11 protein-coding genes are annotated in these 13,934 nt (G+C 60.8%); 5 read left to right on the top strand and 6 right to left on the bottom strand.

What is annotated here, in order from left to right; all coding sequences use genetic code 11:
- The first annotated feature begins 228 nt into the window (after positions 1-228).
- The 5 genes from AK821_RS11030 (at position 229) to AK821_RS11010 (ending at position 6,702) form a co-directional block, all read left to right on the top strand.
- Complete coding sequence (locus tag AK821_RS11030; protein ID WP_064389672.1) at positions 229-1,005, top strand: DeoR/GlpR family DNA-binding transcription regulator; 777 nt, start codon at positions 229-231, stop codon at positions 1,003-1,005.
- Between the two features lie 2 nt (positions 1,006-1,007).
- A complete protein-coding gene (glmS, locus tag AK821_RS11025; RefSeq protein ID WP_064389671.1) occupies positions 1,008-2,840 on the top strand; it encodes a glutamine--fructose-6-phosphate transaminase (isomerizing) in 1,833 nt (610 codons plus the stop codon).
- A 127-nt stretch (positions 2,841-2,967) separates the two neighbouring features.
- The gene (locus AK821_RS11020; RefSeq protein WP_064389670.1) at positions 2,968-3,894 is read left to right on the top strand and encodes a LysR family transcriptional regulator; all 927 of its coding nucleotides are present in this window, start codon (positions 2,968-2,970) and stop codon (positions 3,892-3,894) included.
- 105 nt (positions 3,895-3,999) lie between these two features.
- A complete protein-coding gene (locus tag AK821_RS11015) occupies positions 4,000-4,626 on the top strand; it encodes a glutathione S-transferase family protein (protein ID WP_064389669.1) in 627 nt (208 codons plus the stop codon).
- Positions 4,627-4,671: 45 nt separating this feature from the next.
- The gene (locus AK821_RS11010) at positions 4,672-6,702 is read left to right on the top strand and encodes a pyridoxamine 5'-phosphate oxidase family protein (RefSeq protein ID WP_064389668.1); all 2,031 of its coding nucleotides are present in this window, start codon (positions 4,672-4,674) and stop codon (positions 6,700-6,702) included.
- Positions 6,703-6,828: 126 nt separating this feature from the next.
- Here the strand turns inward: AK821_RS11010 and AK821_RS11005 are convergent, their stop codons facing one another.
- Genes AK821_RS11005 through AK821_RS10980 form a run of 6 tightly spaced genes read right to left on the bottom strand, consistent with a single transcriptional unit; the run spans position 6,829 to position 13,931 of the window.
- Positions 6,829-7,959, bottom strand: a complete 1,131-nt coding sequence (locus tag AK821_RS11005; protein WP_064389667.1) for a glycosyltransferase family 4 protein — start codon at positions 7,957-7,959, stop codon at positions 6,829-6,831.
- On the bottom strand, positions 7,960-9,090 hold the full coding sequence (locus AK821_RS11000) for a glycosyltransferase family 4 protein (protein WP_064389666.1): 1,131 nt from the start codon (positions 9,088-9,090) through the stop codon (positions 7,960-7,962).
- A complete protein-coding gene (locus AK821_RS10995; RefSeq protein ID WP_064389665.1) occupies positions 9,074-10,441 on the bottom strand; it encodes a glycosyltransferase family 4 protein in 1,368 nt (455 codons plus the stop codon). The genes AK821_RS11000 and AK821_RS10995 overlap by 17 nt, the downstream gene beginning before the upstream one ends.
- Positions 10,438-11,691 carry an ABC transporter ATP-binding protein gene (locus tag AK821_RS10990; protein WP_064389664.1) on the bottom strand — a complete coding sequence of 418 codons (1,254 nt, stop codon included), beginning with the start codon at positions 11,689-11,691 and terminating at the stop codon, positions 10,438-10,440. Before AK821_RS10990 ends, AK821_RS10995 begins: the two co-directional genes overlap by 4 nt.
- Entirely contained in the window at positions 11,691-12,488 is a 798-nt protein-coding gene (locus tag AK821_RS10985) for an ABC transporter permease (RefSeq protein WP_064389663.1), read from the bottom strand. Before AK821_RS10985 ends, AK821_RS10990 begins: the two co-directional genes overlap by 1 nt.
- Positions 12,489-13,931 carry a mannose-1-phosphate guanylyltransferase/mannose-6-phosphate isomerase gene (locus AK821_RS10980; protein WP_064389662.1) on the bottom strand — a complete coding sequence of 481 codons (1,443 nt, stop codon included), beginning with the start codon at positions 13,929-13,931 and terminating at the stop codon, positions 12,489-12,491.
- Positions 13,932-13,934 lie beyond the last annotated feature (3 nt).

Below are 13,934 nucleotides of genomic sequence, written 5' to 3'. Positions count from 1 at the left end.
TTATCCACAGTTTCTTTTAGCGACGAAATTCAATGTGGGAGCGAGCTTGCTCGCGAATGCGGTAGATCATTCAACATTGATGTTGGCTGACACGATGCCTTCGCCAGCAAGCTCGCTCCCACATTTTTGTTTGCGTCGTGTTCAAAAAAGTCTGACTTCCGCTTGACGATTTTGGGCCGATAGGTTTTGATTGCTTCCGTTATCTTTCGAATCGAAACTTAGGTCGCCATGTCGAAACGCAACACGCCACAACGCCGTCACAACATTCTCGCCTTGCTCAACGAGCAGGGCGAAGTCAGTGTGGATGAACTGGCCAAGCGCTTCGAAACCTCCGAAGTTACGATTCGCAAGGATCTTGCTGCGCTTGAAAGCCATGGCCTGCTGCTGCGCCGCTACGGTGGGGCGATCACCATGCCGCAGGAACTGGTCGCGGAAACTGCGCAGAGCGTTTCCAAATACAAACAGGCGATTGCCCGCGCGGCGGTGAAACGCATCCGCGAACACGCGCGGATCATCATCGACAGCGGCAGTACCACCGCTGCAATGATCCCGGAACTTGGCCAACAGCCAGGCTTGGTGGTGATGACCAACTCCCTGCACGTCGCCAACGCCCTGAGCGAACTCGAGCACGAACCGGTGCTGTTGATGACCGGCGGCACCTGGGATCCACATTCGGAATCCTTTCAGGGCCAGGTCGCCGAGCAAGTACTACGCTCTTACGACTTCGACCAGTTGTTCATCGGCGCCGATGGCATCGATCTGGTACGCGGCACCACGACCTTCAATGAGCTGCTCGGTTTGAGCCGGGTCATGGCTGACGTGGCGCGGGAAGTCATTGTCATGGTCGAGGCCGACAAGATCGGTCGCAAGATTCCCAACCTGGAGCTGCCATGGAGCAGTGTCCATACCCTAATTACCGATGATCGCCTGCCCGATGACGCACGCGATCAGATACAAGCCCGCGGTATCAACGTGATTTGCGCGGCTGTCAGTCAGGAGAAATAAGCATGTGTGGAATTGTCGGCGCAGTTGCAGAACGTAACATCACGGCCATCCTGCTCGAAGGCCTCAAGCGTCTCGAATATCGCGGCTACGACAGTGCCGGTGTCGCGGTCTTCACCAACGACGAAACCCTTGAGCGCATGCGCCGCCCGGGCAAGGTCAGCGAGCTCGAAGCCGCGTTGGCCGAGCACCCGCTGGTGGGTCGTCTCGGTATTGCCCACACCCGTTGGGCCACCCACGGCGCACCCTGTGAGCGTAACGCCCATCCGCATTTCTCCGGCGAGATCGCTGTGGTGCACAACGGCATCATCGAAAACCACGAAGCCCTGCGTGAGCAACTGAAAACGCTGGGTTACGTGTTCACCTCGGACACTGACACCGAGGTCATCGCTCACCTGCTCAACCACAAACTCAAGGATCAGCCAGATCTGAGCGTTGCGCTTAAAGCGACCGTCAAGGAATTGCACGGTGCTTACGGTCTGGCCGTGATCAACGCCAAGCAGCCGGATCGTCTGGTCGCCGCCCGCAGTGGCAGCCCGCTGGTCATCGGTCTGGGTCTGGGCGAGAACTTCCTCGCTTCCGACCAACTGGCCCTGCGTCAGGTGACCGACCGCTTCATGTACCTGGAAGAAGGCGATATCGCCGAAATTCGCCGCGACAACGTGCAGATCTGGGATGTCGATGGCAAAGCCGTCGAGCGCCAGACCGTGCAGTACACCGACGGTGCCGAAGCCGCCGATAAAGGCGAGTTCCGTCACTACATGCTCAAGGAAATCCACGAGCAACCGGCGGTTGTACAGCGCACCCTCGAAGGTCGCCTGAGCAACGATCAAGTATTGGTTCAAGCCTTCGGCCCACAAGCCGCCGAGCTGTTCGCCAAGGTCCGTAACGTACAGATCGTCGCCTGTGGCACCAGTTATCACGCCGGCATGGTTGCCCGTTACTGGCTGGAAGAACTGGCCGGCATTCCGTGCCAGGTCGAAGTCGCCAGCGAATTCCGCTACCGCAAAGTCGTGGTGCAGCCGGACACCTTGTTCGTGACCATTTCGCAGTCCGGTGAAACCGCCGACACCCTCGCTGCCCTGCGCAACGCCAAGGAGCTGGGGTTCCTCGCCAGCCTGGCGATCTGCAACGTCGGCATCAGCTCGCTGGTACGGGAATCGGACCTGACCCTGTTAACCCAGGCCGGCCGCGAAATTGGCGTGGCCTCGACCAAAGCGTTCACCACGCAACTGGTCGGTCTGTTGCTGCTGACTCTGTCGTTGGGCCAAGTGCGCGGCACTCTGGCCGACGGTGTTGAAGCGCGTCTGGTCGAAGAACTGCGTCGCCTGCCAACCCGCCTCGGCGAGGCCCTGGCCATGGACGGCACTGTGGAAAAAATCGCCGAACTGTTCGCCGAGAAGAACCACACCTTGTTCCTCGGTCGCGGTGCGCAATTCCCGGTAGCGATGGAAGGCGCCTTGAAACTCAAGGAAATCTCCTACATCCACGCTGAAGCCTACCCGGCCGGCGAACTGAAACACGGCCCGCTAGCACTGGTGGATAACGACATGCCGGTGGTTACCGTTGCACCGAACAACGAATTGCTGGAAAAACTCAAATCCAACCTGCAGGAAGTCCGTGCCCGTGGCGGCGAACTGATCGTGTTTGCTGACGAGAAAGCCGGGATGACCAACGGCGAAGGCACCCACGTGGTGCAGATGCCGCACATTCACGACATCCTCTCGCCGATCCTTTACACGATTCCGCTGCAGTTGCTGTCGTACTACGTGGCTGTGCTCAAGGGCACGGACGTCGATCAGCCGCGTAACCTGGCGAAGTCGGTGACGGTGGAATAAGTTATCCACAATTGAATTAAACGCAAAAGATCGCAGCCTGCGGCAGCTCCTACACGGGAATCGTATTTCACCTGTAGGAGCTGCCTCAGGCTGCGATCTTTTGATTTTTGATGTGAGGGTCGACCCCATGGACCGTTTTCAGGAAATGCACATCTTCACCAACGTCGCCCAAGAGCAAGGCTTCTCCGCCGCCGCTCGGCGTTTGGGCTTGTCGGCAGCCAGCGTCACCCGGGCGGTGGCGGCGTTAGAGTTGCGCATCGGCACGCAGTTGCTGATCCGGACCACGCGCAGCGTGCATTTGAGCGAAGCGGGGCAGCGTTATCTGGAGGATTGTCGCAGGATCCTCGCTGAGGTACAGGAAGCCGAGGATTCGGCTGCGGGCAGTCATGCGCAGCCGCGTGGACAGTTGACGGTGACGGCGCCGGTGTTGTTCGGTGATTTATTTGTGACGCCGGTGATGGCGGGTTATCTGGCGCAGTACCCGGATGTCACGATCAATGCAGTGCTGGTTGATCGCATCGTCAACATGGTTGAAGAGGGCATTGATGTGGCGGTGCGCATCGGTGACCTGCCGGACAGTAATCAGCACGCGATTCGGGTTGGCGAGGTTCGACGGGTCATCTGCGGTTCGCCGAAATATTTCGCCGAGCGCGGTCGGCCGGTTCATCCCCTGGAACTGGCGGGAGCGCCGGTGGTGGCCACCTCCGCGATTGGCCAGCAACGCAGTTGGCCGTTTCTCGACGCGGGCGAACCGCTCAACGTGCGACCTGAGCCGCGGCTGATCGTGACCGCCAATCAGGCAGCGATTACCGCCGCTTGTATGGGCCTTGGTTTGACCCGCGTGTTGTCCTATCAAGTAGCGAGCAAGATTGCCTCCGGTGAACTGGAAATCGTCCTCGCTGGATTCGAACTGCCGCCACTGCCGATCCATGTGGTGTATCAGGGGGGGCGCAAGGCCCCGGCGCGGATCCGCAGTTTCGTTGATTTCACGGTAACGGCTCTGCGCGAACATCCCGCGTTGAAAAATGCGGCGTTATTGCATGAGATGAAATAATCGATTGCGTTTGCTGGTGATTCTGTTCTTTTCGAAGTGGGTAGATGATGGCCTGCATCGGCGCTCTCATCCCCGCAGCGGCGCCCCTGTTCAGCGGAGTCGACCATGCAAGCGATCAAACTCTACAACTTCCCGCGTTCCGGCCACGCTCATCGCGTCGAGTTGATGCTGTCCCTGCTGCAATTGCCGACCGAGCTGATCTTCGTCGATCTGGCCAAGGGTGAGCACAAGCAGCCCGCGTATCTGGCGATCAACAGTTTTGGTCAGGTACCGGCAATCGATGACGGCGGCGTGGTGCTGGCCGATTCCAATGCGATTCTGGTGTACCTGGCGCAAAAATACGGCCACGGTCGTTGGCTGCCAACCGACCCGGTCGGCGCCGCACGGGTGCAGCGCTGGTTGTCCGCCGCCGCCGGGCCGATTGCTTTTGGACCCGCTGCAGCGCGATTGGTCACAGTGTTTGGCGCGCAACTGAATGCCGAAGAGGCGATCACCCGAGCGCACAACCTGCTCAAGGTGATGGACGTCGAATTGGGCAGAACCGCGTTTCTGGCCGGCGACGAACCGACCATTGCCGACGTCTCCGCCTACAGTTACATCGCCCACGCGCCGGAAGGCAACGTGTCGTTGGCTGACTACGGCAACGTTCGCGCCTGGCTGGCCCGGGTCGAAGCCTTGCCCGGTTTTGTTGGCATGCCTCGCACTGTCGCCGGGCTGCAAACCACTGCCTGATTTTCGCAATCCACACTGCGCCGCCGGTGCAGGGGAGAGGTCGTGATGGAACGTTCACCGTGGCACGCTGGCGAGCAACAGTTACAGGCCCATGTCGGCGTCGCCGAACGTATGGAAGCTTTCGGGCGTAAGGTTATTCGCACCTGGATGCCGGACCAGCACCGTGAGTTCTATCAGCAATTGCCCTTCCTGCTGTACGGCGCCGTTGATGCCGATGGGCGGCCCTGGGCCAGTGTGCTCGAAGGCGCACCGGGGTTTGCCCATTCGCCGGATCCTGAGCATCTGCACTTCGCCAGTCAGGTCGCGGCGGATGACCCGGCGCAATTGCGCAATGGCGAGCCGATCGGTTTGCTCGGCATTGAGTTGCACACCCGCCGGCGCAATCGCCTCAATGGCCATGTTGGCAAGCTGAGCGCGCAGGGTTTTCAGGTGAGCGTGGATCAGGCCTTTGGCAATTGCCCGCAATATATCCAATTGCGGCAGTTTCAGCGGGTGCCGCTGACGGATCCGCAGACTCGTCCGGCTGAGCACCTGAACGCGCTCGATGACGCGGCCACGGCGCTGATCAGCGGGGCCGACACGTTCTTTGTCGCCAGCTATGTAGATACCGCCGGCGAGCGTGCGGTGGATGTTTCACACCGGGGCGGCCAGGCCGGTTTCGTACGGGTGGACGGCAATCGTCTGACCATCCCCGACTTCGCCGGCAATCTGCACTTCAACACCCTCGGCAATCTGCTGCTCAATCCCAAGGCTGGTCTGTTGTTCATCGACTTTGCCACAGGCGATGTGCTGCAACTCAGCGGGCGAACCGAGATCCTTCTGGAAGACCCGCAGATCGAAGCGTTTCAAGGGGCTGAGCGCCTGTGGACTTTCGAGGTGGAAAAACTGGTGCGGCGCCCCGCAGCGTTGGCGTTGCGCTGGCGCTTCGACGGCATGTCGCCGACCAGTCTGTTGACTGGCAACTGGGCCGAGGCGGACGCGCGGTTGCAGGCGCAGGCACTGGGCAACCAATGGCGACCACTGCGCGTGGCGAGGATTGAAGCAGAAAGCCGCAGCATCCGTTCCATCTATCTCGAGCCCACCGATGGTGCCGGTTTGCCGGTGTTTCTCGCCGGCCAGCATTTGCCGCTGCGCTTCACGATCGATGGTGAGGTGCATATCCGCACTTACAGCCTGTCGAGCGCGCCATCGGATGGTTTCTACCGGATCAGCGTCAAGCGCGAAGGCCTGATTTCGTCGCACCTGCATGAGCAGATTCGCGTTGGCGATGTGCTGGAAGCGCGGGCGCCGCAAGGACATTTCACCGTGGCACCGCTGGAGCACCGACCTTTGGTGCTGTTGGCGGCCGGCGTGGGAATCACGCCGTTGCTGTCGATGCTGCGCGAGGTGGTGTACCAAGGCTTACGCACGCGGGGAATTCGTCCGACGCTATTGCTGCAGAGTTCGCGCAATCTGGCGGATCAGCCGTTTCGCAAGGAACTGGATCGTTTGCTTGAAACGGCTGGCGACTCCGTGCGAATCCTGCGTTTGCTCAGCCAGCCGGAAGCCGAGCTACGAGAGGGCGAGGATTTTGATCTGCCGGGCCGAATTGACGGCACGGTGCTGAGGAACCTGCTGGATGCCGAGGATTTCGACCAGCTCGATTTTGTTCTCTGCGGCCCTGGTGGTTTTACCCAAGGACTGTACGACATCCTGCGCGAACTGGATGTGCGTGATGCGCAGATTCATGCGGAAACCTTTGGCCCTTCGACGCTTAAACGTCAGGCCGACCCGGACGCCATCGTCATCGAGCAACCGCCCGCCGCCACCACGTCGGTGCCGGTGGTGTTCGAGCGCTCGGCGAAAGAGGCGCGCTGGCAGCCGGACGGCGGCAGTTTGCTGGAGCTGGCGGAAAGTCGTGGACTACGTCCGGAGTTCAGTTGCCGGGGAGGGTCGTGCGGCACCTGCAAGACCCGACTGGTCAGCGGTGCGGTGAATTATCCACAGCCGCCAGCGGATATTCCGCAAGCCGGGCATGTGCTGATCTGTTGCGCGGTGCCGGCGCAGAGTAGCCAACCATTGGTTTTGGATCTGTAACCGAAAACAACCTTGTGGGAGCGAGCCTGCTCGCGAATGCAGTCTGTCAGCAACGATGATGTTGGCTGACCCGACGCTTTCGCGAGCAGGCTCGCTCCCACATTGGCAATGTGGTTGGGTCTGAAATCAGGCGTAGGACAGGGATTTTTCTTCCAGCAACTCCTGATACAACTCCATCCACTTGCGGCCCATTTCGTCAGCTGTGAATAACTGCCGATATCGAGCCTCAGCCTTCACGCCCATCGCCGCAGCGCGCACCGGATCGTCCCACAGGGTGCGCATCGCCTCGCGAAACGCCTGTGGATTACTCGGCGGCACGACCAGACCGGTTTCGTTGTGGATATTGATGTAACTGGTGCCGGTGCCGATTTCGCTGGAGATCATCGGTTTGCCGTACATCGCGCCCTCAAGCAGCGAAATACCGAAGGCTTCGGAACGCAGGTGCGAAGGGAAGACAATCGCATAGCTCAGTTGCAACAGCGCGACTTTGTCTTCATCGCCCAAACGCCCGAGGAAATGGATGTTGCGCAGCCCCAGCGCTGTTGCCTGGGCATGCAGTTCCAGCTCGAGCGGTCCGGCGCCAACGATCACCACCGGGTAATCCACGTCCTTCAAGGCATCGAGCAGAATATGCAGGCCCTTGTAATAACGCATCACCCCGACAAACAGGAAAAACTTATCCCCAAGCTGCTGCCGCCAACGGTTCATGCGCTCAGTATCGGCCTGTGGATAACCTGCCTTGTTCAAGCCATACGGAATTACCCGGGTCTTGTCTTGAAATTGCTGCAGCACATCGCTGGTGTGCAGGTAGTTGGGCGATGCCGCGACAATGCGGTCGGCGCTGGCGAGGAAGCGGTTCATCAGCGGACGATAGAGTTTGAGCAGGTGCTTCTGGCGAATGATGTCCGAGTGGTAGGTAACCACGCTCGGTTTGTCCATGGCGCTGGCGAAATGCACCAGATCCATGAACGGCCAGGGAAAGTGGTAGTTGACCACGTCGGCTTCGGCGGCCATCTCGCGAAACTGCTTGAACACGCTCCAGGAAAATCCGGTGGAGGCGAACTGAATATCCAGTTTGGCGCGGTGCACTTCGTGGTGACCGAGTTGCACCACAGGCGGGGTCGGGTCGGCGCTGAGGGTCAGGACCTGGCCGTCGATGCCATGTTTGGCGCCGCTCTCGCACAGTTGGTAGATCACTTGTTCGATGCCGCCGACCGAGTCAGGCAGGTAAGTCTTGAAGAAATGAAGTACGCGCATTCAACCTCCCATGGCCTGGCGGTAGGCACTGGCCGTGGCCTGTGCACAACGCTCCCAGGAAAAAAGCCGTGCCTGCTGCAATCCGGCTTCTCGGCATGCCTGCCAATGTGCTTGATCGTCGATCAGTCGGCTCATTGCGTCACGCAAGCCGTCTGCATCGTCAGCTTCAATATAGTTGCCCGCTGGCCCCGCCACTTCCGGCATGGCTGAAGAGCGGGTAATGACCACTGGCGTGCCGCTGGCCATCGCCTCCAGTACCGGCAGGCCAAAACCTTCATACAACGAGGGGAAAATCAGCGCCCGGGCCCCGGCCAGCAGTTGTGCCACCTGTTCGTCCGGCAGGTAACCGAGCAGGCATACATGCCCGCTCGCCAAGGCCAGGCGCAACGGTTCGCTGAACTGTTCGCGCTCCCAGCCCGCCATGCCGACGATCAGCAACGGAAAGCGCTGGCGCACGGCGTCTGGCAGCAAGGCGTGCGCGCGCAGGGCCAAGCCGAGGTTTTTGCGCGGTTCGAGGGTGCCGACACACAGAAAGTACTCACGGTACTCAACGGCATGCGCCTTGAGTACCGCGTCGATGGTCTGCGGTTCACGCGGACGGAAGCGCTCCGCCACGCCCAGCGGCGCCACGACAAAGCGCTCGGCGGGCAAACCGAACCAGGCTTGCGCCTCGTCGGCAATGGCCTGCGAGTCGGTCAGGATCAGCCGCGCCTGCTCTACACCGGCGGCCAGGCGCCGCTCGATTTCCTTGAGCCGCGCCGGCGGCTGGGTGTCGGGGAAATGCAGATGTGTCAGGTCGTGCAGGGTGATTACGGTCGGGCCATTGAAGGCCAGCGGCCACAGACTCGGCTCGTGATAAAGATCGATGTCCTGGGCACAGCCTTGGTCGAAACGTTTCTGCTCCAGCCAGCGCCGTGCCTGATAAGCCCCGGGAATCTGCCGCAGCAACGGGGTCAGGCGCGAATAACCGGGCATGGCCGCTTCCGGCAGCGCCGAACTCCAGCCCCAGCCGTGGAACAGCATGACCTCGACATCGGTCTCGCTGCGCAACGCGTTGACCAGTTCGGCGACGTAGTGGCCGATGCCGGTGCGCGGTGCCTGCAGAATCCGTGCGTTAAGGGCAATGCGCATGCTGCCTCGCTTGCGCCGCTGGCGCTTCAAGGACATGGCGCACACTGCGTTCGGCCAATTGCTCGCTGGCCTCGCGCCAATCGATCCAGGCCCAGTCAGCCACATCGCGGGCGGCGGGGAACTGGTCGCTGCTTTCGAAAGCGCTGATCAGATCAGCAAGGCTTTGTGGGTCTAGCAGATCGAAATACGCCATGAACTCGCCGCCGATCTCGCGGAACACCGCGATGTCGCTGCCCATCGCCGGCAGACCGCGCTGCATGGCTTCGACCAGTGGCAAGCCGAAGCCCTCGACGAACGACGGAAACACCAGCGCACTGGCATGGGCATAGGCATGTTCGAGGCTGGTGTCGCTCAGATCATTGAACATGAACAAGCGTTGATTCAGCTCGGGATGCTTGCGCACGCGCTCAAGCAAGGCGTCGCACTTCCAGCCGATGCGCCCGGCGATGCACAACCGGGCGTTCGAGCCGGCGGCCCAGGCGCGTTCAAAGGCGTCGAGCAGATAACCGTGATTCTTGCGCGGTTCGATGGTGCTGACCATCAGGAACACCGGCTCGGATGTCGCGAATATTTTGCTCAGGCGGGGCTCGACCGTTTCTTCGCTGCTGCGCAGGTCGAGTTCGGAGCCGAGATGAAAGAAGTCGAACCAGCGCTTGTCAGCCTGTGCGGGACCGATGCGGCGCTGCAGTTCCTCGCGCACCTGATCACGCACCGTGGCGGAGATCGCCATGTAACCGTCAGCGGTGTGGCTGATCCAGTCGAACCATTCGCTGAAAACCTGCACCAGCCGTGTGTCGTAGAACTGCGGATGGGTCAGCGGAATCAGGTCGTAGATCACCGCGATCATGCCGACGCCGTCGCGTTTGAGTTGTTCGGCGTGGGCAAAAAAATCCGAGTGCCAGGACGAATCCAGCAGCACCAGTTGATCGCCGGGCTGATGTTGCAGCGGCGAGCAGCGTTTGAGCAGTTGCGTGTGGTTGATGGCGCCAATCAAGCGCAGCGGTAAACCGAATACGCCGAACGACGTCAGGCGATAGGCGACATACAACACACGCCGCACCGATTTCGCGCTGCACTGGCTGTCGAGGCGCTGGTGCCATTGCCAGAAGCGATGCGCCAGGCGTTGCAGGCGTTCGCCGAACGTCGCCAGGGCGTTGAACACCGGGGTGTTCAACGGTGCCAGCCGCTGCACGCGATAGAGTTGGCCATTGAGCAGGATCACCGGCATGCATTCGACGCCGTCGGCACTCGCAGGCAATTGCTTGATGACGTTGCGCACCACGCGCTGGATGCCCGAGTTGACCTTCGGGTGCTTGAACACGTGCGTGCATTCCACCAGCAAGCGGGTCATGACGTGCGCTCGACAGGCGTGGCTTCGGTTTGCCGAGTGATCGTGGTCTGGGCGTTGAGCCAGGAGCAGCCGACGAAATCTTCGTGGCGATTGTTGATCACGTGGAACACCAGGCCGTAGTCGCGCCACTCGAAGTTGCGATCCAGGTGCGAGTCCAGACGCGACAGGCTCAGCGACACCGAATAGTTGCCTTTGCCCAGGCCCATGATGAAGGCGAAGCGATAGGTAAAGCGTTCGCCGGCGCGCAGATCGGTGAGGGCTTTGCCCTGTCGGTGGGTATTGATGCCATACATCATCTGCCCCAAGCGATCCTTGAGGATAAAGCCCAGCACCAGGCGCTCGATGTCCTTGCGCACTTCAACCTGGACTTCCAGCACCACCGCTTGCCCGACTTCGGCGGCGTCGATGCTGCGCTCGTTTTCGTCGAGCATGCGCACGCCGAGGATCGCCGCCTCACCGGTGCCAGAGACGGTCTGCACTTCACCCCCGGCGAGCATTTCCTGGCGCACGACCTGGCCTTCGCGTTCGGCCATCAGGGCGTTGTAATAATCGAGCACGGCTTCGGGTTTGCCGTACATGGCCATGCGTCCGTCCTTGAGCAGGATCGCCGAATCGCAGATCGACTGAATCGCCGAGCGGTCGTGCGACACGATCAACAGGGTGGTGCCAGCCTTGCGGAAGCTGCGGATGCGCTCGAAGCTCTTGTGCTGGAAGTAGGCATCGCCCACCGACAACGCTTCGTCGACGATCAGAATATCCGGGCGCCGGGCGGTGGCCACACTGAACGCCAGGCGCATCTGCATGCCGCTGGAATAGGTGCGCACCGGGTGATCGATGGCTTCACCGATTTCGGCGAAGTGTTCGATCTCGGGCATCAGCGCTTCGATTTCTTCGAGCTGCATGCCCAGCAACTGCCCGGCCATGATTGCGTTCTGGCGTCCGGTGAAGTCGGTGTGAAAACCCATGCCCAGCTCCAGCAGCGCCGCAACCCGACCTTGGAGTTCGATCGTGCCGCCAGTGGGCTGGGTGGTGCCGGTGATCATCTTCAGCAAGGTGCTTTTGCCGGCCCCGTTGGCGCCGACGATGCCCACCGCTTCACCGGGAGCGATCTCGAATTCGACATCGCGCAGCACCCAGTGCTGGTGATGACGAATGGGCGAAAAGGGAATCAACCACTCGGCCAGGCGGGCCCAGCGGTTCGGGTATTGTTTATAGGCCTTGCTCAGGCCGGTGACACGAATATGTCCCATCAGAGTTCATCCACCATTTCGCCGACGCGTTGACGAAACAGGCGCAGCCCGATCAGACAGAAAACGCTGCCGGTGACGAAGATCGGCAGCAGCGAACCCCAGACCGGCCACTGACCATAGAGGAACAGGTTCTGATAACTGCTGAACAGGTTGGTCAATGGATTGAGTTGCAACAGGCGTTGTACCCATTCCGGCAGGATCGTGATCGGGTAAACGATCGGCGTCAGCCAGAACCAGAACTGCAGGCAGATCGCAAAGAGCTGGCCGACATCGCGGAAGAATACATTCAGCACACCGAGGATCATGCCCAATCCGGCGCAAAACATCATTTGCAGCGCCACCAGCGGCAGCAACGCCAGCAAGACCATGCCCGGCCAGCGTCCCGTTACCAGCAGGAAGCCCAGAAACAGCGCGATGATGATCGTGAAGTTGATCCCGGAGTTGATCAGCACGATCACCGGCAGACAAATCCGCGGGAAGCTGATTTTCTTCAGCAGATTCGCGTTATCGAGAAACATCGTCTGGCTGCGCAAGGTGATTTCGGAGAACAGTCCCCAGGCCAGCAGGCCGGCGCAAAGGTAAACGCTGTAGGCCATGCTGTCGTCCACACCCGGCAGGCGCGCGCGCATGATGTGCGAGAAAATCACCGTGTACACGACAATCATCGACAGCGGATTGAAGATCGGCCACAGGGCGCCGAACAGCGAATTGCGGTAACGCGCTTGAAACTCTCGTTGCACGCTACCGAGGATGAAGCCACGGTAGCTGCGCAACGAGCGATACAGGGAAAGCAGCATTCAAACCGTCCTGCCGTAATGGTCTTCGAAGCGGACGATGTCGTCCTCTCCCAGGTATTCGCCGCTTTGCACTTCGATGATCACCAGATCGATCACGCCGGGGTTTTCCAGGCGATGCTTGTGGCCGGCGGCAATGAACGTCGATTCGTTCTTCGCCACCAGGTGCGTGCCGGTGCCGTTGTTGGTGACCTTGGCCATGCCTTCGACCACCACCCAGTGTTCGTTGCGGTGATGGTGCATTTGCAGGGACAGCTTGCCGCCGGGTTTGACCACGATGCGTTTGATCTTGAAGCGCGGGCCTTCTTCCAGAACGGTGTAGGTGCCCCACGGTCGGCTGACCGTACGATGCAAGCGATAGGCTTCGTGGGATTTGTCCTTGAGTTGCTTGGCCACCCGGCGCACATCCTGGGCGCGGTCGGCGTGGGCCACCAGCACGGCGTCGGCGGTGTCGACCACGATCAGGTTATCCACTCCCACCGTGGCCACCAGACGACCTTCGCTCTGGACGAAGTTGTTGTGACTGTCGATGAAGATCGCTTCGCCGCTGGCGCGGTTGTTGTCGGCATCGGCCGGCACCAGCGCCGCGACGGCGCCCCAGGAACCGATGTCGCTCCAGTCGAAACCGGCGGGCACCACGACGACTTTTTCCGAGCGCTCCATCAAGGCGTAATCGATGGAGATGTCGGTGATTTCGGCGAACAGCGCCGGCGACAGTTCCTGTTGCAGGCAGCCGACCGTTTCCACCGCAGCGCTGGCTTGCATACAGGCGCGGGTCTGCTCCAGCAGTTCGGGCGCGTGTAATTGCAGTTCGGCAATCACGGTCGCGGTGGTGAAGCAGAACATGCCCGAATTCCACAGAAAGTTGCCGCTCTCCAGATAATGCGTGGCGGTCTGCAGATCGGGTTTCTCGACGAAGCGCTGCACTTTCGCTGCGCCTTTGGCGTCCAGCGGTGCGCCGGTCTCGATGTAGCCGAAGCCAGTTTCCGGTGCGGTCGGGATCACCCCGAAGGTCACCAGGTAACCGTCCTTGGCCAGATTGACTGCGTGCTCGACCGCGGTTTTCAGTGCGTCCTGATTGACGATCAAATGGTCGGCGGGCATCACCACCATGATCGCGTCATCACCGTGCAGCGCTTGCAACGAAAGCGCCGCGGCGGCGATGGCCGGGGCGGTGTTGCGCCCGGTCGGCTCCAGCAGGAAGTGTCCGCGATGGCGCGACACGTGGGCGGCGCAATAGTGATCCTTGCTCTGGAAGTAATATTCGCGGTTGGTCACCGTGACAATGTCGCCCCGGCCGTCCAGCAACGCGGCGGCACGCTGGTAGGTCTTGCCGAGCAGCGACTCACCGTCGGGCAGGGTCATGAACGGCTTGGGATGGCCCTCGCGGGACACCGGCCACAAACGGGTGCCGGCACCGCCGGACAGAATCACGGGGATCAGCATGGC

The organism is Pseudomonas sp. RIT-PI-r (assembly GCF_001297015.1).
Classification (GTDB): Bacteria; Pseudomonadota; Gammaproteobacteria; order Pseudomonadales; family Pseudomonadaceae; genus Aquipseudomonas.
The sequence above is the reverse complement of the archived record's forward strand: the minus strand, read 5'-3'. Positions and strand labels throughout refer to the sequence as shown.